Source organism: Paenibacillus sp. JT22N12 (genome assembly GCF_056269365.1).
In genome coordinates this window covers 45215-66213 of record NZ_JBWDNU010000017.1, presented here as the reverse complement: position 1 = coordinate 66213, position 20999 = coordinate 45215, and the positions used below count along the sequence as shown (strand labels likewise).

24 protein-coding genes are annotated in these 20999 nt (G+C 50.5%); 6 read left to right on the top strand and 18 right to left on the bottom strand.

What is annotated here, in order from left to right; genetic code table 11:
• Positions 1-24: 24 nt before the first annotated feature.
• The 10 genes from AC0YOA_RS34185 to AC0YOA_RS34140 all read right to left on the bottom strand — a co-directional run bounded on the left by AC0YOA_RS34185 (position 25) and on the right by AC0YOA_RS34140 (position 7146).
• Positions 25-987, bottom strand: a complete 963-nt coding sequence (locus tag AC0YOA_RS34185; RefSeq protein WP_475790378.1) for an RluA family pseudouridine synthase — start codon at positions 985-987, stop codon at positions 25-27.
• Positions 984-1556 (bottom strand): cob(I)yrinic acid a,c-diamide adenosyltransferase, encoded by a 573-nt coding sequence (locus AC0YOA_RS34180; protein WP_475769127.1) that lies wholly within the window; start codon positions 1554-1556, stop codon positions 984-986. The genes AC0YOA_RS34185 and AC0YOA_RS34180 overlap by 4 nt, the downstream gene beginning before the upstream one ends.
• On the bottom strand, positions 1553-2107 hold the full coding sequence (locus AC0YOA_RS34175) for a hypothetical protein (protein WP_475790377.1): 555 nt from the start codon (positions 2105-2107) through the stop codon (positions 1553-1555). Before AC0YOA_RS34175 ends, AC0YOA_RS34180 begins: the two co-directional genes overlap by 4 nt.
• Positions 2108-2209: 102 nt before the next feature.
• Positions 2210-2452: a Spo0E family sporulation regulatory protein-aspartic acid phosphatase gene (locus AC0YOA_RS34170; RefSeq protein WP_475769126.1), complete on the bottom strand. Its 243-nt coding sequence runs from the start codon at positions 2450-2452 to the stop codon at positions 2210-2212.
• Between the two features lie 193 nt (positions 2453-2645).
• Positions 2646-3863: an aminotransferase class I/II-fold pyridoxal phosphate-dependent enzyme gene (locus AC0YOA_RS34165; RefSeq protein ID WP_475790376.1), complete on the bottom strand. Its 1218-nt coding sequence runs from the start codon at positions 3861-3863 to the stop codon at positions 2646-2648.
• A 13-nt stretch (positions 3864-3876) separates the two neighbouring features.
• The gene (locus AC0YOA_RS34160; RefSeq protein WP_210037170.1) at positions 3877-4368 is read right to left on the bottom strand and encodes an Lrp/AsnC family transcriptional regulator; all 492 of its coding nucleotides are present in this window, start codon (positions 4366-4368) and stop codon (positions 3877-3879) included.
• 219 nt (positions 4369-4587) lie between these two features.
• Positions 4588-5016, bottom strand: a complete 429-nt coding sequence (locus AC0YOA_RS34155) for a spore coat protein (RefSeq protein ID WP_475790375.1) — start codon at positions 5014-5016, stop codon at positions 4588-4590.
• Between the two features lie 20 nt (positions 5017-5036).
• Complete coding sequence (locus AC0YOA_RS34150) at positions 5037-5261, bottom strand: hypothetical protein (protein WP_210037168.1); 225 nt, start codon at positions 5259-5261, stop codon at positions 5037-5039.
• A gap of 113 nt (positions 5262-5374) precedes the next feature.
• A complete protein-coding gene (locus AC0YOA_RS34145; protein ID WP_475790374.1) occupies positions 5375-5911 on the bottom strand; it encodes a DUF2642 domain-containing protein in 537 nt (178 codons plus the stop codon).
• Between the two features lie 344 nt (positions 5912-6255).
• Positions 6256-7146, bottom strand: a complete 891-nt coding sequence (locus AC0YOA_RS34140; RefSeq protein WP_475790373.1) for a hypothetical protein — start codon at positions 7144-7146, stop codon at positions 6256-6258.
• Positions 7147-7648: 502 nt separating this feature from the next.
• Here AC0YOA_RS34140 and AC0YOA_RS34135 point away from each other — a divergent pair.
• Both AC0YOA_RS34135 and AC0YOA_RS34130 read left to right on the top strand, forming a co-directional pair.
• A complete protein-coding gene (locus tag AC0YOA_RS34135) occupies positions 7649-8167 on the top strand; it encodes a hypothetical protein (RefSeq protein WP_475790372.1) in 519 nt (172 codons plus the stop codon).
• 150 nt (positions 8168-8317) lie between these two features.
• Entirely contained in the window at positions 8318-9391 is a 1074-nt protein-coding gene (locus AC0YOA_RS34130; protein ID WP_475790371.1) for a CotH kinase family protein, read from the top strand.
• A 27-nt stretch (positions 9392-9418) separates the two neighbouring features.
• On the opposite strand, the gene cysK is transcribed toward AC0YOA_RS34130, so the two are convergent.
• The 4 genes from cysK to AC0YOA_RS34110 form a co-directional block, all read right to left on the bottom strand.
• Positions 9419-10336, bottom strand: coding sequence for a cysteine synthase A (cysK, locus tag AC0YOA_RS34125; protein ID WP_475790370.1), 918 nt, complete (start codon positions 10334-10336; stop codon positions 9419-9421).
• Between the two features lie 16 nt (positions 10337-10352).
• Positions 10353-11291, bottom strand: coding sequence for an ADP-ribosylglycohydrolase family protein (locus AC0YOA_RS34120; protein ID WP_475790369.1), 939 nt, complete (start codon positions 11289-11291; stop codon positions 10353-10355).
• A 278-nt stretch (positions 11292-11569) separates the two neighbouring features.
• Entirely contained in the window at positions 11570-12325 is a 756-nt protein-coding gene (gene tatC, locus AC0YOA_RS34115; protein WP_475790368.1) for a twin-arginine translocase subunit TatC, read from the bottom strand.
• 25 nt (positions 12326-12350) lie between these two features.
• Positions 12351-12596, bottom strand: coding sequence for a MerR family transcriptional regulator (locus AC0YOA_RS34110; protein WP_210045587.1), 246 nt, complete (start codon positions 12594-12596; stop codon positions 12351-12353).
• Between the two features lie 278 nt (positions 12597-12874).
• Here AC0YOA_RS34110 and AC0YOA_RS34105 point away from each other — a divergent pair, with 278 nt between their 5' ends.
• From AC0YOA_RS34105 to AC0YOA_RS34095, 3 genes are read left to right on the top strand one after another with little or no spacing between them, the layout of a single operon-like run.
• The gene (locus AC0YOA_RS34105; RefSeq protein ID WP_210045586.1) at positions 12875-14479 is read left to right on the top strand and encodes a flavin monoamine oxidase family protein; all 1605 of its coding nucleotides are present in this window, start codon (positions 12875-12877) and stop codon (positions 14477-14479) included.
• Positions 14480-14501: 22 nt separating this feature from the next.
• Entirely contained in the window at positions 14502-15068 is a 567-nt protein-coding gene (locus AC0YOA_RS34100) for a RidA family protein (protein ID WP_475769116.1), read from the top strand.
• A gap of 18 nt (positions 15069-15086) precedes the next feature.
• Complete coding sequence (locus AC0YOA_RS34095; protein ID WP_210045585.1) at positions 15087-15263, top strand: twin-arginine translocase TatA/TatE family subunit; 177 nt, start codon at positions 15087-15089, stop codon at positions 15261-15263.
• A gap of 137 nt (positions 15264-15400) precedes the next feature.
• Here the strand turns inward: AC0YOA_RS34095 and AC0YOA_RS34090 are convergent, their stop codons facing one another.
• From AC0YOA_RS34090 to AC0YOA_RS34075, 4 genes are all read right to left on the bottom strand, one after another.
• Positions 15401-16723, bottom strand: coding sequence for an MFS transporter (locus AC0YOA_RS34090; protein WP_475790367.1), 1323 nt, complete (start codon positions 16721-16723; stop codon positions 15401-15403).
• A gap of 93 nt (positions 16724-16816) precedes the next feature.
• On the bottom strand, positions 16817-17380 hold the full coding sequence (locus AC0YOA_RS34085; protein ID WP_475790366.1) for a hypothetical protein: 564 nt from the start codon (positions 17378-17380) through the stop codon (positions 16817-16819).
• A gap of 160 nt (positions 17381-17540) precedes the next feature.
• A complete protein-coding gene (locus tag AC0YOA_RS34080) occupies positions 17541-17960 on the bottom strand; it encodes a DUF350 domain-containing protein (protein WP_475769113.1) in 420 nt (139 codons plus the stop codon).
• A gap of 62 nt (positions 17961-18022) precedes the next feature.
• Positions 18023-20389, bottom strand: coding sequence for an endonuclease MutS2 (locus AC0YOA_RS34075; protein ID WP_475790365.1), 2367 nt, complete (start codon positions 20387-20389; stop codon positions 18023-18025).
• A gap of 194 nt (positions 20390-20583) precedes the next feature.
• On the opposite strand from AC0YOA_RS34075, the gene AC0YOA_RS34070 reads away from it, so the two are divergent.
• Positions 20584-20952: a phage holin family protein gene (locus AC0YOA_RS34070; protein ID WP_475790364.1), complete on the top strand. Its 369-nt coding sequence runs from the start codon at positions 20584-20586 to the stop codon at positions 20950-20952.
• Positions 20953-20999: the final 47 nt, after the last annotated feature.

The window sequence follows — 20999 nt, the reverse complement described above, 5'->3', positions numbered from 1 at the left end:
GCCAAAATAAAGCCAAAATCTTCACTATACCCGTTGACCGGCAAGAAGCAGCTTCTCCAGCTGCTGCAAATCCTGCGGAAGAGCTGCTTCAAATTCCATATATTTATGCGTCATGGGATGGGTAAAGCCGAGCGTTGCGGCATGAAGCGTCTGACGCTCCACAGCTGCTTCCAGCTCGGCTGAACCGCCGCTGCTTCTACCGGACGATGCATAACCATAGAGCTTATCGCCGATAAGAGGACAGCCAATATGCTTCATATGTACCCGAATTTGATGCGTACGTCCTGTCTCAAGCTTCAGCTTGATCTTCGCTGCTCCGCCGCTCCGATAAACAGCTTCGGTCTCGTAATGGGTGATCGAAGCATACCCGCCTGGAATAACCGCGCGCAGATGCGGTTCTTCGGGATTGCGGTCAATCGGGGCATCCACCGTTCCGGATGCCGGATCCGGAGAGTTATAGACAAACGCACGGTAGCGCTTGTCGATCTCGCCAGCCTGCATCTGCTCCGACAACTGCTGATGGATATAGGGATTTTTGGCGATTGCGACAAGTCCTGAGGTCTCTTCATCCAGCCGATGAATCGGTCTGAAACGGACCGTTTCTCCCTTCTCCAGCCAGTGATGGACAACTCCGTTGGCGAGCGTACCCGTGTAATGTCCGTGCGTGGGATGAACGATGATTCCAGGAAGCTTGTTCACAATCAGCAGCTCGCGGTCTTCGTATACAATATCGAGGGGCATTGGCTCAGGCAATATATCATCGGATTGCTCCTGTTCCATACGCACAGCCAGACAATCGCCCTGCTTGACCCGCTCATTCGTAAACACGCGTTTCCCGTTCAGGGTCAGTCCCTGCTCCGTCAGCTTCAGCCGCGACATCAGCTTGCGGGAGACGCCCAGCCGCTTCTCAAGCACCGTCCGGACCATCCTGCCCTCATCTTCGGCGGATATCTCAAGCACCAGCGGGTCATAATAGAGGCCGCTCATTTCTTTTTGCGGAATACTTCGGCGCTGCGCACATACTCCGTATCGGGAACACCCAGTCTGGCATTGGCAAAACGGGCAGCTGCGAAAAAATAATCAGAGAGCCGGTTGATATATTTCTGTGCCTCGGGATTGACGGGAAGCTCCGCCGATAATGTAACAACGCGGCGCTCCGCTCTGCGGCATACAGTCCGGCAAACATGCAGCAGGGCCGACACTTCACTTCCTCCCGGCAGAATAAAGCGGGTCACTTCCGGAGCCGCCTCCACATGAGCGTCTATCCACCCCTCAAGTCTAACCGCCGGCTCCGCATCCATTTTCATCTGACGGCTCTTAGGATCAGCAAAAGCAAGATCAGAACCGCAATCGAATAATTCCTGCTGGATCTGGGCCAACTGCACCACCAGCTCATCCAGCCCGCCTGCTGCCGCTGCGACAGCCGCCGCCTGGCCAACGAATGAGTTCAGCTCATCAATCGTACCGTAAGCTTCAACACGTTCATCATCCTTGCGGACACGTCCGCCCTTTACCGACGTTTGCCCATCGTCTCCCGTTCGGGTATATAATCTCATGGCTTGACGAGCTCCTTCATGACTTCAATGGATAAATCCTGATCCGGCGCATTTGCCGGAATAATCATCAGCATATTGGGTTCGTTATAGCCCGCATCCTTGAATATCGTCTTTTCGACGGGAATCGCGAACAAGCCCTTGACGAGCTTCGGATTCTTCGAATCGCCGAGGTCGCTCTCAAGCACACCTTCCGGATAGGCGGAAGCGTCGAACCACTTGTCCAGCTGAATCGCCGGGCCCTGAGTAATCATACTCATCAAGGTATCCTTGGGGAGGATCAGAATTCCGTTTCCTCCGGCAGCAATCTCCACAATCAGCTTCTGCTCGTTGTACATTGGAGAAGCGTTTACTTCAATCGTCTTCTCTTCGCCAAATTTGGCTTTGAGCTGCTCCTCAACCTTGGCGGCCACACCATCCGGCAAATATTCCTTGGGCATAATAAATACAGTCAGATCGGCATTGGATCCGCAGCCCGAAAGAGTCATACACAATACCAGTAACGCAAAACCTGCAAATAAAGCTCGAAACCTTGTCGGCAAACGCAGCAACATAATCCCTCCACATCGAATATCTACGTCAAATATAGCATAAATAAGACTATAAAAAAAATAAAAGAAGCCCTCGTAGGGGCTTCCCGGGTAAGAGAATCCGCATTATGATGATTTCGACTTTTTTCTCATGACATGCATATACTCATTAATCTTCAAATCCAGCTTCCGGCTGAGATCAATCACGATATCGGAATTAAATGTCGTTTCTTCCGTATAGGATTGCTCCATCTTCGTTCGGAGCGCATAAATCTCAGCTTCTAGTGATTGTATCGAGGAAGACAACTGTCTAGCTGACACGGTGCCCGGCTCATTATTGAACGATAGGCCATAATCCGCAAAAGCCATTGCCATCCCTCCTTGTCGTCGATCTAATGCTGTTGTTTCGTGGAATTTACCCCACAATACTTTAAGGATATAGCAACGGAAGATGTTATTTGTTCATTTATTCTTCTTCGTTGTTCCTAGGTTCCTTGCAGTTTTACTAAATTATAACAAACAATTACAATTATGAATATCATTATTTGCGGCCAAAATGGACTTATTCTGCCGTATATTTGCGGACAAAATTGCCTATCCGCTCAATCGCCTCAGTCAGTTGGCTGACAGATGTAGCATAGGAGCAGCGCAGATGGCCTTCCCCACCAAGACCGAACACATCTCCGGGCACGGCGGCAACACTTTGCTCAAGCAGCAGGGCGGTGGCGAACTCTTCGGAGCTGAGTCCGGTTGCCTTAATAGAAGGAAAGGCGTAGAACGCTCCTTGGGGTTCATGGCATTCAAGGCCGATTTCGCGGAACCCGTGAACCACGAGACGGCGGCGCTGGTTATAAGCCTCCACCATGCGGTCTTTTTCCTCCAGTCCGTTTTTGAGAGCTTCCAGAGCTGCGACCTGAGCCATTACAGGTGCGCACATGACGGTATACTGGTGAATTTTCAACATAGCCGCTATAAGATCGCGGTGCCCGCAGGCATATCCGATCCGCCAGCCGGTCATGGCGAACGCCTTGGAGAAGCCGCTGACCAGAATAGTCCGGTCCTTCATGCCCGGAAGCGAGGCAAAGCTGACATGCTTGGTGCCGTACGTAAGCTCCGCGTAAATTTCATCCGAAATGACGATCAGGTCATTTTCCTCGACCACTTTTGCAATCGGCAGCCAGTCTTCACGAGTCATGATACCGCCCGTCGGATTGCTGGGATAGCATAAAATAAGTACTTTGGACCGTGGTGTAATGACAGCCTGCAGCGACTCGGCCGTCAGTTTGAACTGATCCTTGGCATAGGTTTCAATTCCGACCGGCACGCCTCCGCTCAGGGAGGTGATTGGCGAATAGGAAATATAACAAGGCTCAGGCACAAGAATCTCATCCCCTGGGGCAATAAGCGCACGCAGCGCCAGATCGATCGCTTCGCTTCCGCCTACCGTCACCAGTATTTCATTGCCGGGTTCATAGGAAACATCGAATTGGCGGTTCAGATAATGACCGATCTCCTCGCGCAGCTCCGGCGTGCCGGCATTGGAGGTATACTGGGTTTTGCCCATTTCCAGCGAGTACACACAGGCCTCGCGGACATGCCATGGCGTAACAAAATCAGGCTCGCCCACGCCAAGCGTAATAATGTCCTTGCGGCCGCTTGCCAAATCAAAAAATCGGCGGATTCCCGATGGCTTCATAACCCGTGCCTGCGGCGACAGATAGTCAGCCATGGAAGTCCGGCTTGTCAGGGTGCTCTGCTGAAGTTCTTCGTCTTTTATCATGATCGGTCACCCTTTACGGTGAGATAAGAAGACGGTGATCGTCTTCATGCTCTTCGAATATAATGCCGTCCTGTTTATACTTCTTCAAAATAAAAAATGTTTTGGTGGATAGAACCGCGTCAATGGGTGACAGCTTGTTGGAAACGAAGGATGCAACGTCTTTCAGCGTCTTGCCTTGAACCTCTACCAGCAGGTCATAAGCGCCTGACATCAAATATACCGATTTCACTTCGGGATATAAATAAATCCGCTCCGCGATGCCCTCGAAGCCCCGGCCGCGTTCCGGTGTAATCTGCACCTCAATCAAAGCCGTTACCTTCTCGTCCTCCACTTTGCTCCAGTTGACGACAGTTGCGTATTTGACGATGATATGGTCTTCTTCCATTTCTGCAATCTCCTGCTTTACTTCCGCCACCGGTTCATCCAGCATGGTCGCGATCAGATCCGCACTGCGGCGCGCATCTTCTTTTAGCAGCTCTAATATTTTCATCTTGCGCTCATTCATCGTCATACCCTCCCAAAGCATTATTAATCAACCGCAGGCAGTACCGGCCTCCCAAAGGACTACAATGGTGGACAGTCCTGCCTTCGCGTCATTAGTTATAATGAATATATTACAACGAATCCAAGCTTCCTGCAAAGCGCAAAGATGTGAGGCTTGCAAACAGGAAAGAGCCCCATCAGGGGGCTCTTCCGAAAAAAACGGCCCAAAGGGCTGTTTAAGCTACATATAATACTGGCCGTTTTGCTGCGGCATTTGCTGCTGCTGCTGATAAGCCTGGTGCTGCCCGGAAGGCTGCTGCGTTTGTTGGCTTGACTGACTTTGCTGAAGCTTTTGCAGATGCTGTTCCGTCTTGACCAGGGTTTGCTGATTTTGCTGGAGCTGCTTGGTCAGATCCTGACGGAGCGCAGGCGATGAGACGCTGTACATATTGGCCTGCTTCATCGCGTTGAACAATTCTCCCTGCATATGAAGCGTATTATTCAGCAAATGGGTGAACATCCCGCGGATTTCCGGACAGCTTGATTCTGTTGCCGCTGTCGCGTACTCCCGAACCACACGTTTCAGATCGGCCAGGACGGTATAAGCCATATCCTCTTCCGGCATGAGCATTTGAACTTGTCCATTTTGCATATTTTGCTGCTGATACATATCGGATTCCTCCCGTTCCTCTAATTTTGCGGCTGTGTTGGTGCCAATTGCTGATGCTGCTGGAGTGAATTCATTAATGTCTGCGTGTTCTGATGGTGCATCGATATCATTTGCGAACATACCTGTTTAATACCCTGGGTCTGCGCAGCAACGGCTACAGCAGCGCATTGCTTCATCAATAGATCCTCATTGGATATGGAATCGACGATATATTCCATTTCCTTGGATGAGATAGGCTGCATCATGTGAAAACTCCCTCCTTTTTTCCAATTCATTGAACCTTCCGTATTATGTCCTCCGCCTGAAATATATATGTATCCGAATTCCTCCTTTTCAGGAAGAATTCAATCTTTCCGGATTAAGGAAGATGGATTGTTTTTACATGGTCAAAATGCAGATAAATGGATTTGCCATCCGCGTTCGACAGCTCGATCATGCTCTGATCAATACTTTTGAGGACTCCGATTTTATTTGGGTTCTCGCCGAGATCCAGGATGACGAATTCACCAAGCAGTTTATTCATTTGCTGATCAAACGTACGGGCCAGCGTAATGGGAGAAGGCTTGAGCGGAAACTGCTCCGGCGTCAAGGTATACGGCGTGACATTGGGGTTATATGGTATCAAATATTTCAGATGCTTCAGGGAAACCATGACCGAATGATAAACCGGCGAGTAAAAAACAAAGAAATCGTTCATCACACTCGTTAAATAGCCATGGATCGACTGATGGCCGGTAATATACAGTTCGGAAAACATGCCTTTTGCGTTCATCAATACTTTTCGATATGAAATAAGATCATTTTGCTGCTCAAAATGAGGCTCCGGCACTTCGATATCCTGAAACTCATTAACGATTAACCGCATCTGCTGCAGATGAACAAATGGTATATACAAAAATTGTCTCCCATTGTGCACGACTAATATGTCTTGGCCCAAATCGATCAGTTTTCCCTTTATAGGTAGAGAAGCGCCGGAAACGTCAAGCTCAACATACTGGTCTAATAAAGGATGACGACTTTTCAATGAGAACAACCTCCTTTCATCCTGAGATTTGCATCCAGATATTATTGAGGCGAATTTGATATAAATCGGTTAATGATAGATTTTAATTGCAGCTGGCAAAGCTGCTGCCAGCGCCGGCTTGATATGCCGGCACCGGCATGAATTCAGCCCTGATTCCAATCTTTGTGAAAGGTTCACGGTCACAATTGGCGCGATTGATGCTGCTCGTGCGGTAATTATCCTTTTCTTCCTGATTTTTTGCTGCTGCTGTTTCTGCTTCCTTGATTGCTGCGGGATTTGCCCTTCCCGCTTCCTCCCGTACTGTTTCTTTTGCTGCCGGATTTATTGCCCTGGCTGCCTCCAGTTCTGCTTCCCTGAGCTCCTCCGGATTTGCCGCCGCTTCCGCTACCTTGAGTTCCTCCGGATTTGCCGCCGCTTCCACTTCCTTGAGTTCCTCCGGATTTGCCGCCGCTTCCGCTTCCTTGAGTTCCTCCGGATTTGCTGCTGCCGCTTCCGCTTCCTTGAGTTCCTCCGGATTTGCTGCCGCTTCCCGATTTGTTGCCCTTGCTTCCGCTGCTGGCATATTTGCCGGAAGATTTAACGGTTTTGATATGGTAGAGCGGGATACGCATCAAATCTTGTCCGTTGACAACAAGGAGCAGCGACTGATTTCCCACTTCGGCTATGAAGCCCTCCACTTTCTCAGGACCGCCCCAGTTTACTTGAGCAAAGGATTTAACCATTTTGTGTAAAACGCCAACAAAATCAGATGCGACAATATAGTTGGGCGTCCAGCTTCCTTGGCTTTTGCTGCCTTCAAGCTCGGTAATGCTTTTTACGTGACTTGAATTGATATACACAGTACCTTCTTTAGCGTACAAGGCAACATAATCGCTTTGTACCCCAACCAGTCTGCCGACAAGAGACTCAGGACCGCCGCGGTTAATTTTTATTTGTTTGCCGATCAGACTGTTCAGATAGTTGTCATAGTGGCTGCCGCCGCCCATTGAAGGGGACGCATCGGATGCATTACTTGTATAGCTTTTATGTCCTTTGGTGCCAGGACTGGCATTGCTGCTTAAGCTAACTGTTTTTTTGGTATGGCTTGCTTTTTGAATATGTTCCATTGAAGAATCCCTCCATGAATGAATAGATTATAAGCGGTTTGATACTTTCAACTATTAGAAGAGAAGCTGGTGGAAGCTGATCGATGACAAGTTCTTTCTTCTAATAGCTGCAATAATGACGATCATCAGATCCGAGGCCGCATAGTCGAAAGTTGCGGATAATGGACACCAGAGCACTTTTCATTCCTTCGCGACTAATTCCAAGGTTCAACCTTCAAAAACTTCAGCTGCTGACAATCCGGTACAACCGACTCGTTTCGTCTTTCATCCCTCCAATACTTGCCTCCATGAAATCCATCATGTTAAGCAATTTGTAATATATCTATATGTATCTCGCATTAATCCGGTACTAGATTTATATCTATTTTTAATCAAGTTGGATTGCAACCCAGCACGATAGGTAGATTCATATCTATTTTTGTTCAAGTTGGATTGTAACCTAGCGCGATAGATAGATTATTTTCATAGCCTGTATAAATATGATATAAGGAGGAAATTATTCATGAGCGGTACAAATGGCAAAGGTTATAAACGCAGCAAAAAAACATCAAAGAAGTCATGGAAATCTACGAAATGCACTCCAAAGAATCAAGATGAACAGAGTACGCAAGAAGATACGAATGGTATTCCGAGCGCAGAGGGCGAGGATAATGTAACAAAAGGTAACAAGCACAGATCCGGCGATGTTCAAAGCACGCAAGGCGAGAACCGTTCCGGTGGACTAGGCGGTACACAGGGCTCCAGAGGAACAAAGGACTCCAGAGGCGTTCAGGGTACACAAGGCTCCAGAGGCGCTCAGGGTACACAAGGCTCCAGAGGCGCTCAGGGTACACAGGGCTCCAGAGGCGCTCAGGGTACACAAGGCTCCAGAGGGGCTCAAGGTACACAAGGCTCCAGAGGGGCTAAGGGTACACAAGGCTCCAGAGGGGCTAAGGGTACACAAGGCTCCAGAGGGGCTAAGGGTACACAAGGCTCCAGAGGGGCTAAGGGTACACAAGGCTCTCACGGCGGAAAGCGCTAATAAGGTGCAGCCTTTCACCCTGCAGACTTTGTAAATCATGGCATACCAGCAGTGACCATTAGGCTGATGCCTGCATAATGTAAAGAATCATAAAAAAAAGCCTATCGTCTTTACCGATAGGCTTTATCTTTTGGTTAAGGAGATGGTCCAATGTCCGGGGAAGGACTGCCGACCCGCAAAATAACGATCAATGAGGACGATTTGTCAAGGCTCCAGGCTGATGTATGGAGCAATGAATTCGCTCCCGTTAAGCTTGAAATGGACGGAGAATCCTATGAGGCGCAGCTTCGCTTCCGCGGGGGCCATACTCGCAATTATCCCAAAAAATCTTACGAGCTGCGGTATGGTAATAATAAGACCATGCATTGGAATGCTGAATTCGACGACCCGTCGATGATGCGCAATGCCCTTTCCTTTCATTTTTTCAACTCCATCCAGGTACCGGCACCCTCAACCCGTCATTTCTGGCTGGAATGGAATGATCAGCCCCACGGCGTTTATCTGGATATCGAAGCCGTGGACCAGACCTTCTTCAGAAAGCGGAAAATCGGCTCCAGGGCTCTCATCTACGCGGTTAATGACAATGCCAACTTCAGTCTCGTCGACCCGGATACGAATCAGCATAAAGCTACACTTTTTTCCGGTTACCGCGTGATGAAGGGGACAAAAGAGACACCAGTCCGCCTGACCCGCTTCGTTAGACGGATTAACCGCGCCGCCGGCGAGGCTCTCCGCTCCTATCTCGTCAAGCGGCTCGACATCGGGCTTTACTTAAAGTGGCTTGCCGGCGCCGTGCTGACCGGAAATTATGACGGTTTTGATCAGAACTATGCCCTGTATGAGCATGCAACAAGCGGCAAGTACCGGATTATACCCTGGGATTATGAAGGCACTTGGGGAAGAAACTGCTATGGCAAATTATGCGGCAGCGATCTGGTCCGGGTAAAGGGGTACAACATCCTGACGCGCAAAATATTATCCTACCGTTCCTGCCGGCAGGCTTATCGCCGTATTCTGAACCAGCTGTTGGCTGATAAATTTACTTTACAGCGGCTGGAGCCCGTCCTGATGAAGCTGCACGGGGAGCTGACGCCAGCGATCAGAGACGATTTCACGAGAAAATGGCCCTTCCACACTTTTCAGGAAGAGCCAGAGGTATTCAAGAACTACATCAATGAAAGACGGCTTATTGTCAAGGAAGCCTTGAGCAGCTGGAAAAATTAAACCGCCATGCGTCCTCATCTTCTTCTTTCAATATAGATCCATACTTAAATAACGCTCGCCGCTGTCCGGGGCCATGCAGAGCACACGCCCGCCTTTTCCAATCCGGGAGGCAACCTGCATGGCTGCCCAGACAGCCGCTCCGGAGGACGGGCCCAGAAGCAGTCCTTCCAGTCTGGACAGATCACGCATAGTGCGGATAGCATCATCATCGGACACGCGGATAATTTCATCATACACAGAGGTGTTGAGAATAACCGGGACGAAGCCGGGACTGGTGCCCACAAGCTTATGCGGCCCAGGCTGGCCGCCAGAGAGGACTGGCGATCCCAATGGCTCGACGACAGCTATATGCAGACCGGGAATGGCCGCCTTCAAGGCTTCGCCTGTACCGGTTATTGTGCCTCCTGTTCCCGAAGTAGCGATAAAAGCGTCAAGTCGGCCTTCCGTTTGTTCAATAATTTCCAGCGCCGTTGTTACCCGGTGAATATCGGGGTTCGCAGGGTTCTCGAATTGATTGGGAATATAGCTGCCTGGCCGTTCAGCCTGCAGCTCCATTGCTTTGCGGATCGCGCCGGGCATCCGCTCCGCCGCCGGCGTCAGAACTACTGTTGCACCATAGGCCTTAAGCAGCGAGATTCTCTCCTGCGACATATTGTCGGGCATAACCAGAATCAGCTTGTAGCCTTTGGCTGCGGCATTCATCGCCAGACCTATTCCGGTATTCCCGCTTGTTGGTTCAATAATCGTATCCCCCGGCTGAATCTTGCCTCTTCGCTCAGCATCCAGAATCAAGGAAGACGCCGCGCGGTCCTTCACGCTGCCGCTGGGGTTGAATCTCTCCAGCTTTACAATCACCTCCGCGTCTTCCGGCTGCGTCAATCGCTGCAGACAAACCGCGGGTGTATCTCCGATAAGCTCCGTTATGCTGTTTACAATACGCCCCATTATATCCTCCCTACTTTCACTTTCTTTGCTCTATGGCCTCTTCGAACCGGTCACATAAGCCCATAATTTCTTCAAGCCTTGCCAGCTGTATGATCCAGCTCTTGCGGATACCGTCAAGTCCATACATCAGACCGGCCAATCCACCTGTAACAGCTCCGGTCGTATCTGTATCCTCGCCCAGATTGATTGCTTTCAATGCCGCTTCCTCATAGCTTCCGGAATTCATCAGACACCACAGACTGGCTTCCAGCGTATGAACCACATAACCGGAGGACTGAATCTCATTCCTGCCCAGCCGCTTCAAATCCCCCTGCATAACGCGATCGAAGGCCGAAAGCTCCGGACTGAGGGCATAATGCCGGGCAACAGCTTCCTTAGCCTGATTCAGACTTTCCTCTAAATGCTTCCCTTCTATCAGGGAAATAGCAATTTCCACATAGATTACACAAGCAATAATCGAAATCGGATGCCTATGGGTAAGAGAAGATATCCGCGTTACGGCATGTATGCGCTCTTCAAAGGAATGACCCTCCAAGTAATAGGCAAGCGGAAGAATCCTCATTAAAGAACCGTTGCCATTGCTGAATTCATCTGATCCGCCTGCAAGCTGCGGAGGCAGCGCCGCATCTTCCAGTCTGATGATCGCCTCCCGGGTGGCAATGCCGATATCAAATACTTCGTCATGCGGCGTCCATTTGGCTCTCCAGCACCATTCGCCGAACTTGCCTGCCAGATCAACCAAATCAATTTCTCCGCATTCCGCCAAGCTGTCCATCAGGCAGAAGGTAAGAGAGCTGTCATCCGACCAGGTTCCGGCAGGCTGATTATGCGAGCCGAAGCTTGTCATATCCGTCAGCGGCGACTGCTCCAATGCTTGTCTCGACCGAAATTCGACAGGAACGCCCAAAGCGTCTCCAACGCATAAACCGATGATGCCGTCCTTCACTTTAGCCATGATCCCAATCCTCTTCCGTTTTTTCATTAGCTTCCAATCCTGCTGCTCGCCGGATCAGCGTACGCTTGTTGTTCCACCATCAATTATAATGGATCTAACGCCCTGCAGCTAATGAATATATATCGTTTCGTCAATACAGAGTAAAGCAAGGACGCATGAAAAAGGGACCGCCGCGGCAGCCCCTTATTTTTTGCTTCATTATATACAGGTTATACGGGTCGTCATGCCTATCCTCTCAATTTGCCGGATAGATAGGAAGCAGAGTTATCCGCACCGGATCACCCGTTCATTACAGCTGCATCGATAGCCGGCACTTTTGTCTTCTTGCGGTAGACGGCACGGGACAGCCAGACGCTGATTTCATAAAGAACAACCAGAGGGATAAAGACCATCAAATGTGAAATGAGTTCAGGCGGTGAGATCAGACTGGCCAAAATGACAAGTCCCAGGTAGGCATAACGGCGCATGCTGTTCAATACCTTGGGCGTAAGCACACCGATTTTTGTCAAAAACATAATAACGACCGGCAGTTCAAAAGCCAGGGACATGGGTATTACGATGCTGAGCATGAAACCGAAGTATTGCGCGATGCCGTACGTCTGGGTGAGATCCAGCTGGTCGGATATCCGGGAAGTAAAACTGAAGCTCATCGGAAATACGACAAAATACGCGAATCCAATTCCGATCAGGAAACATAGGACCGAGTAGGGAATGTAGCGCAGCGTAGCCTCCTGCTCCTCCTTCTTTAGCCCGACTTTCATAAAGCTCCAGAGCTGGTACAGGATATAGGGGAGAGTGACGGCTGCCGAAATCACAAAGGCAACCTGCATATAGATACGCAGCGCGTCCCAGGGCGAGAAAACATTCCATGTAATTCCGGAAGCCGGCGGGATGCCTTTCAGATAGAGAAGTACTTTTGGCGAAAGGATCAAGCCCCCGATCATGGTCAGAAATAGAACGACAATTACCCCGATAATCCGTTTTCGAAGCTCTGCAAGATGTTCAATTAAGGTCATCTTCTTTTCTTCAATCATCACGGTTTCCCCTTTCGTATTTGAATTATGCCTGGCCTCTTCCGTGCAGACGTTTGTTCAGCATGCCTTTCAGCTCAAACGTCCGAAAACCGTCCTTTATATTCCGGTTGATCTCACGGATATTATCCACGTCCTCGAATGAATATTTTCGAACTCCTCCTTTGGTCCTAACGGGAAAAACCAGCTTTCTTTCCTCGTAATAACGAATCTGCCTTTCAGATAATCCTGTAAGCTCACACACCATCCCTATATACATCACTTTCTCTTCCATAACGCTTAGCCTCCTTTGGTGTTTGAATGCTCCAACATCAATTCAGTAAGTAAAATAACTTCAAATGTTAAGAAACATGACGTTAATCAAGGGGGTTGGGACGGATTATAGCAAGCGCTTTAAATCTTTGCAAGTCTATTATAAATATTTATTAAATGTGATCCGCACATAAAAATAATTTATGTTAGATAATCTAACATTTTTGATTCGCCACGGCAAGCGGTGTGATACATTTTCCTTGCAAGGTTGAATCTACTTTGAGAAGGAGATGTCGCGCCGTGGAGACTAAAGAGAAACCGAACGAAATTACCCGCAGGCAGTTCTTAACGACCGTTGGAAAAGTCGGAGGATCGGCGGCCGTATTCAGTGTTATGGGAACACTCGGCCTGCTTTCGCCTGAAACCGTAAAAGCAGCAGATTTCACACCTCCCCGAAGTGGCGATTTAACGGCAACCAACCGCAATGGCAAGAAAGTCATTATTCTCGGAGCTGGTATCGGCGGTATGACAGCGGCCTACGAGCTCGGTAAAGCCGGCTACGACGTTACCATTCTTGAAGCCAGGGAACGAGCGGGCGGACGGAACTGGTCGGTCAGGAAGGGCACGACAGAAGCTGAGGTGGGCGCTTCCAAGCAGATCGCCCGGTTCGATGACGGCATGTACCTGAACGCAGGTCCAATGCGCATTCCGCAGTTTCATGTGACCATGGATTACTGCCGTGAGTTTGGCGTGGAGATGGAGCCCTTCAACAACGTGAATGACAGCGCTTATTATTATAACGAGAATGTGGGCGCGCTTTCCGGCCAGAAGATCCGCAAACGGGCTGCCAAAGCCGATATGAGAGGTTATGTTTCCGAGATGATGGCGAAAGCCGTTAATCAGAAAGCGCTCGATCTCCCGATTACGGCAGACGAGAAAATTAAACTGGTCAACTATCTCAAGGCGGAAGGGAATCTTGAAGAGGATTTGTTTTACCGGGGCTCTGAACGCGGCGGCTATAAGGACGAACCGGGAAGCAGACTGGACGCCGGGGTGCTGAGAGACCCATTTGACATGAAAGCGATCATCAATTCCGGCTTCGGCAATTTCTTCAGCAGCGAATACAGCTATGATATGCAAATGATGATGTTCCACCCTGTCGGAGGCATGGATATGATCTCCAAAGCCTTTGAGAAAAGGGTAGGACACCAGATCAAATACAAGGCGGAGGTTAAAGAAATCCGTCAGTCCTCCTCGGGAGTGCGGATTGTCTATACGGATCTGCAGAAGAATGTCGACAGAGAAGTAACAGGCGATTTCTGCATCTGCACAATCCCTCTATCTGTCCTCAAGGGCATCCCGGCAGACTTCTCGCCTAATATGGCCAAAGCGATTTCCAGCGTCGGATATGCCTCCGCAGGGAAAATGGGGCTTCAGTTCAAACGCCGCTTCTGGGAAGAGGATGAGCAAATCTACGGCGGCAATACCATGACCAATATGGATATCACCCAAATGTACTACCCGCCTACGAAATATTTTTCCAAGAAAGGCATTCTGCTCGGTTACTATGTCTTTGGCTCCAACGCCGACAAGCTGGGCAAAATGTCCTATCAGGAACGCGAAAAGCATGCCATGATGCAGGGGGCCAAAATTCATCCGCAATTCTATGATGAGTTCCAGACCTCCTTCTCGATCGACTGGAAAAAAATAAAATACAATCTCGGAGGCTGGGTATCTTATTCCGGAGACGACCGGAAGACTTACTATCCTACACTTTGCAAGCCGGACGGACGAATCTACCTTGCCGGGGAGCATATCAGCTACATCACGGCTTGGCAGGCCGGGGCGATTGAATCCGCCCGTTCGGTTGTAACGGACATCCATCAGCGCGTGTTGAAAGACTAATAGACCATAAGGAGGAATATTATTGAGCCTGCCGAAAAAAGTCAAATTATTGATGGGCACAGCCGTCATATCCAGCTTTCTTTGTGTGAGCGCATTTGCTGCACAGGGGGATCCCGAGACCCCGAACAGATATTTGAAGGAGCCTATTAATGAAGTGGAATACTACGGAAGCCCCACTTCTTCCATTTCCAGCTCGGTCGCAATCCCTGCCGGTTCAGCCACTTTTTCGACAAGCGGTACTGTACCGCCTGTGCTCAACAAGGATGGGAAAACCGTGTATGAACGATACGGCGATACCAAGACCCAGGGTATCGGCATTCTGAAGGAAATTGAAAAGCAGTTGAAGGAGCAGGATCTGACGCTTGCCGATGTCGCCTATCTGCGCGTATACATCGCCCAGGATGCTCTGAAAGAAGGCAAATTTGATTTTGACGGCTGGTTCGAAGCCTATGCGCAATTTTTCAACACACCGGAAAATCCCGTTAAACCGGCCCGCTCCACACTTGGAGTCGCCGCCCTGGTCAATGCTGATTGGCTCATTGAAATTGAAGCTGTTGCCGTCTATCCCAAGCGCTACAATCAAGATTAAAAATAGAGGAGTGATCCTATGCTGCAAAATATCGGACTGCCCGGACTTATGATGATTCTCGTTGTCGTTTTGATTGTTTTCGGCCCTACCAAGCTGCCGGAGCTCGGACGTGCAGTAGGACGCACGCTTCATGAGTTCAAATCATCAGCCAAGGATCTCGTTGCCGATCATAAAGAGGAAGATAAGCAAGTATAGTCTGCAAATATACCTTACCAAAAAAAAAGGAGAAGCCCCGCTATTTCAGGGCTTCTCTTTTTGCTCTGTTTATTTCTCCAATGAAGCATCGTCTGATCCACGCAAGGGCCACCCGGATATTTGTCCAGCCGCTTGGGTCAGACCGGTTCCTTCCTTCCGGCAGGACTTCTGTTCACATAGCCCCGTACCAGGAACCAGCACGCTAACGGAAATGCGCCAATGATCAGCATCAGCCAAGGAATAGCCTGCGGTGTGGAATTGGCCTGGGGCAGTACGAGCAAATAAGCGGCAATCCCAACTAGGCGTCCAATTGTCAGGGAGGTTTCCCGCAGGACAACGAATTCTTCCCGCCGTTTGACGCTTTCCTCATTGCGCCCGATCAAATCGAAGACCACCGATGTCATGGGAATAATAAAAAGCGGCATAAAAAGCGCCGTTCCAATCCCGAATATCAGCAGCGTTTCATAGCGCTGCGGCCAAAACAGCGGCAGTATGGCCGCCGTCACCGCTGCAGCCCCAAACAGCATCGCCCGGCTCCTCAAGTGCGGCCTGAGCAGCCTGCCGATCAGCCAGAAGCTGATAAGAGCAAGCAGCGAAGTGATCAGCGAGAAGCTGCCAAGCTTCTGTTCATTTCTTGTCGCCATAAAGACCAGCAGCCCGACAAGAAACATAAATACCCCGTCGCGTATGCCCTGCGCCACAATCGCAAGCGCAACGCGGCGCCAAGGGTCACCGGGAGTTTTGAGCTGCCTGAAGCCATACAGCCATTCATAGCGGCCGGCAGCCTCTCTCTTTTTGAGCCAAAAACTGAGAATCGTGGCAATGCCAAATATGATGGCCGATGCGGTATAGATTATACTGTAGCCCTGGTTACCCTGAGAAGCCGTAATAATAAATCCTGATATCCAGGGAACGACAATACCTGCACCGGAGGCAATCAGCCCTGTCCAGCCGTTGAAGCGGTCCCGGTTGGCCGGCTCGGTGATTTCAAAATAAACCACATTGTAGGCCAGCCAGAAAAATCCTTGCCCAAGTCCTCCAAGCACACCAAGCGGGATTGCATATGTAACCGCCCGGGTACCAAGCAGAAGGATAACAAAATAAAATACCCCCGACATTACAATCCCCAGCCGGAGGCTGTTCATCTTGTTATGCTCCTTGACCCATTTGCCGGCAATCCAGAACGTAAGTCCGCTAACCGTATACAAGGTGAAATGAAACCACCCGATCAGCGCTAACGATTGGCTTGCCTTCCACAGATAAATAGGCAGGAAAGTACCCGACAAGGCTGTGGCAATCGCAATAAGCCCCTGTACCGCAAGAAGCAGCACAGCCTGCTTGTCCAAAGCCGGTCCACTGCCGGAGCGTCCGTCTCCTGTGAGGGATTCTGTCCGCAGTTTGCCTGGGGCGGCGGATGGAGCGGACCCCCTTGAGCGGACGGCATGCTTGCTATGCTCCAAACCTATCCCTCCCGCATGTTTGCTTTTTGAGCGTTTACCTGACGTAAGGTACCCTCAAAAGCTCCAATGCATGCCGGATTGAATAACTTCCCATTATTTTCCGTTCTCGACCTCATTTGATAATAGCTGGATCAGCCGTTCCTGCTCCTGAACCCCAAGACGCTGCTCGGTATGAAAGCAGGAAGGGCAGACGTACAACACAATCTGGAACGGCGGCGTCAGAAGCGGCTCCGTCATGGTTGCCGGGGTCCGCGGCTTGAACTGCGCTTCCGTTATGGTTTGGGTCCCTGCCTCAAGCATGAATTCCCGGCAGGATGGACACTCCGGTGCTTCAAGCTGATCGTCGAGCAGCTGGTCCATTGCTTCTTTGAGCACCAGTTGGTCCCGGTTGTAATGGCGAAGCTCCGACAAATCAGGCGCCAGGCTTATTCCGCTCGCCTCCGCACGATCATTGCGCTCCTCCCAGTCTTCTTCTTCCCCAATCTCCTCTTCATCTTCGTCTTCGTCTTCGTCAATCCCGTCCAGGCCGATCTGCAGCGTCCGGTATCCGGACAGCTCATTCTCGCAATGCGGGCAATGCCGCTCCGGCCCTATTTCTTCATCCCAGACGATTTCCGTTTGGCACCACGGACAAATCGTATTTTCAACTTCCGCCATCCATTTCTCCTCCACCCTTTTATTTCGTTAAATAAAATACGCCAAGCACGACAAACAGCAACGCAAGCGCAAATAAAGTTCCCCATAAATATTTCATTAGCGTTAAGGCCCTCTCCGAAGTTTGTTGGTCTGGTACTGATCGCAATCGGCAATCAGGCAATCAGGCAAGCGTAGCGCCGATTATATAGGAGATGGACACCGAGATAATCATTGCAATAAAGCCGACAGCCCGGTTGTCCTTCTTGATCTCGTCATCGATCCGGAATACGGGGGTAAGGAATTCAAACAGAAAATAAGCGACGATAAGCAGCAGGAAGCCGAATGTCCCCCACAATAAACTTAGATACACCGTATCGTTGGCTTGAATCGAGAACCGGAATATATTGCAGATTCCGAAAATTTTGCCTCCCGTTGCCATGGCGACGGCCATGTTCCCCTGTTTAATTTCATGCCAGCATTTGTACCGGGTTACGTACTCAAAGAAATAAAGGAAAACGACCAGTGCCAGAATGGCGACTGAAACGCAAGCAAGTGACGCCGCATAAGGATTGCTGAGCAGCGTGTCGATTTCGTTTTCCATTAAGAGCCTCCCTTTTATCCAAAAAATAGGAAACGCATACTGTTTGTTGGCATGAAGCTGAATTAACGCATTTCCGCAACGGTGACGCCGACTCCACCCTCTCCGTAATTGCCCAGTCTATAAGTCTTGACATGCTTGTGACGGCGCAGAAACTCACTGATACCCGTTCGCAGAACGCCGGTTCCCTTACCGTGAATAATGTAAACCTGGCCAAGGCCGGCAAGGAAGGATTCATCCAGGAACCGATCAACCTCCACAATCGCTTCTTCAAGATTTGCCCCGCGCAAGTCAAGCTCCATACGCACATTCTCGTCGCGGGTCCGCTTAAGACTTGCAGCAAGCTTAGGCTGCTGGGTCTTGGCGGTTTCAGCCCGTTTCACCAGCTCCAAATCGCCCGTAGCCACCTTCATCTTCAGAATGCCGAGCTGCACCAGGGCATCGCTGCCGTTGATCTCAATGACATGGCCGCGCTGACCCAGGCTGTAAACCATGACCTCGTCGCCGGGTTCGATCCGCTGCGGCTTTGCAGCGTTCTTTGGCTTGTTGGATTTTGATTTTTTCAGCTCCGGAGCAGCTTCATCCAGCTTGCGGCGCGCGTCGATCAGCTTATGCTCCTTGACTGACGCTCCTTCCTCCATGGCAAGCTTGCGCAAATCGGAGATAATTTGCTCGGCTTCCTTTCTTGCCTTGGCAATCGCCTCATGAGCTTCCTCTTGAGCTTTGGCAAGCAGCTTGTCGCGCTGCTCGTCAAATTTGCTGCGCTCCGCTTCATGCTTCGCCTGCTGAGCTTCCAGATCCTTGCGCAATCTCTCTGCCAAGTTCCGTTCGGCTTCGGCCGCCAGCCGGTTCTCCTCCAGCGAGGCAATCATATTCTCGACCCTCATATCCTCTTCACTGACCTCGCCGCGCGCCACATCGATGATCGACCGCTGAAGGCCCAACCGCTCGGCGATAGCAAACGCATTACTTCGTCCCGGCACACCGATCAACAGACGATAAGTGGGGCTGAGTGTCTGCACATCAAACTCCATGCTCGCATTGATGATACCTTTGCGGTTATAGGCATATGCCTTAAGCTCGCTGTAGTGCGTGGTCGCAATAATGCGGCAGCCCAGCTTGTGCATATGCTCCAGTATGGCAATCGCCAGAGCGGAGCCTTCCGCAGGATCGGTTCCCGCACCCAGCTCATCCAGCAGCACCAGACTCTTGGGCGTCATATTGCCCAGTATGCGAATGATGTTGGTCAGGTGACTGGAGAACGTGCTAAGATTTTGCTCAATGCTTTGCTCGTCGCCGATATCGGCGTAAATCGCGTCAAATACACATAGCTGGCTGTTGTCTTCGGCGGGCACGAACATGCCGGACATGGCCATCAGGCTGAGCAGCCCAACTGTCTTGAGCGACACGGTCTTGCCTCCCGTATTCGGTCCTGTGACGATGATCGTCGAATACGAATTGCCGAGCTCCACGTCGGTCGGGACGACATTCTCACGGGCGATAAGCGGATGCCTGCCGCGGCGCAGCTTCAAATAACCGCGGTCGTTCATACGGGGCAGCGTCGCCCCCATCTGGTGGGCGAGCCTTCCCTTGGCAAAAGCAAAATCAAGCTCGCCAAGCACTTCCAGATCCAGCTGCAGCTCTTCTGCGTATTCCGCTGTTTGCGCGGTCAGCTTTTGCAGTATTTTCTCAATTTCGCGGGTCTCGGATAACCGCAGCTCACGAAGCTTGTTGTTCATGGCAACGATCGCTTCCGGTTCAATAAACAATGTCGCTCCCGATCCCGACTGGTCATGTACGATACCGCCAAAATGGGAACGGTACTCTTGTTTTACGGGAATGACGTACCGATCGTTTCGAATAGTTACGATGGCGTCCTGCAGCATCTTCTGCACGGATGAGGAACGGACCATTTGCTCCAGTTTTTCACGGACCCGCGCCTCCCCGCCCCGCAGCTCTCTGCGGATGCCGGCAAGCTCATTACTTGCGCTGTCCATGACCTCCGCCTGTTCGTCGATGCAATTGAGAATGGCATCTTCCAATACCTTATGCTCGGTCAGCTGCTGCGCCATATCGGCCAGCATGGGAACCGGATCATCATCATGGAGCTGAAGGACATGACGCTTTACCCGCCGCGAGCCGCGTATCGTCTCTGCGATTTCCAGCAGCTCGGCAGGGTTCAGCGTTCCACCTATAATGGAGCGCAGCAAGGCCGGACGAATGTTTACGATTCCGCCGAAGGGAGCATTGCCCTTCAGACGGTCCGCTTTATACGCCTCATCCGTAGCCTGAAGCGTCAGTTTGACCGCTTCCAGATCGGAGCTCGGACGAATGGCATCGGCCACCGCTTTACCGAGCGAGGTCGACGCGTGCTGCGATAATTTATTTACTATTTTTGAAAATTCTAGTGTGTGTAAGATTTTATTGTCCAAAACGAGCACAACTCCCCTCGATTCTTATTATAGCCGATGCGTACAACGTATGCCATGACGGATGCTGCCATGAATGACAGCAGCAAAGCGGGAGACAATAATGATGCATCCCATGAAGTTAAACTATACTTCCGAAAACTACTCATTATTGATGAGTGCGGGAGTATTGCTAAAAACACGGAGGAGGTTTGCACATGCATTTTCTGGGTCATGTCGTTCGTTTCGTCGTTTCAGCCATCGTGCTGATGATTGTTGGCTACATCGTGCCTCAGTTCAGTGTCGGCGGATTTTGGAGCGCGTTATTGCTGGCGCTCGTCATCGCAGCTCTTGGCTGGATTATCGAAGGCATCTTCGGCAAACGGGTTACCCCATTCGGCCGCGGCATTGTCGGTTTTATCGCCAGTGTCGTTGTCATCTGGATTGCCCAGTTTATCGTTGGCGGGGTGGATGTTACCTGGCTGGGTGCTATTCTGGCCGCTCTTGTCATCGGGATCATCGACTTGTTCATTCCGGTGGCCACACCGTATGATGCAGGACGGGACCGCGATAAACAGCACGCTTAAAGTTTATGGAATTCCTGGCAACAAGACCGGGTATGACGGATCGTCGT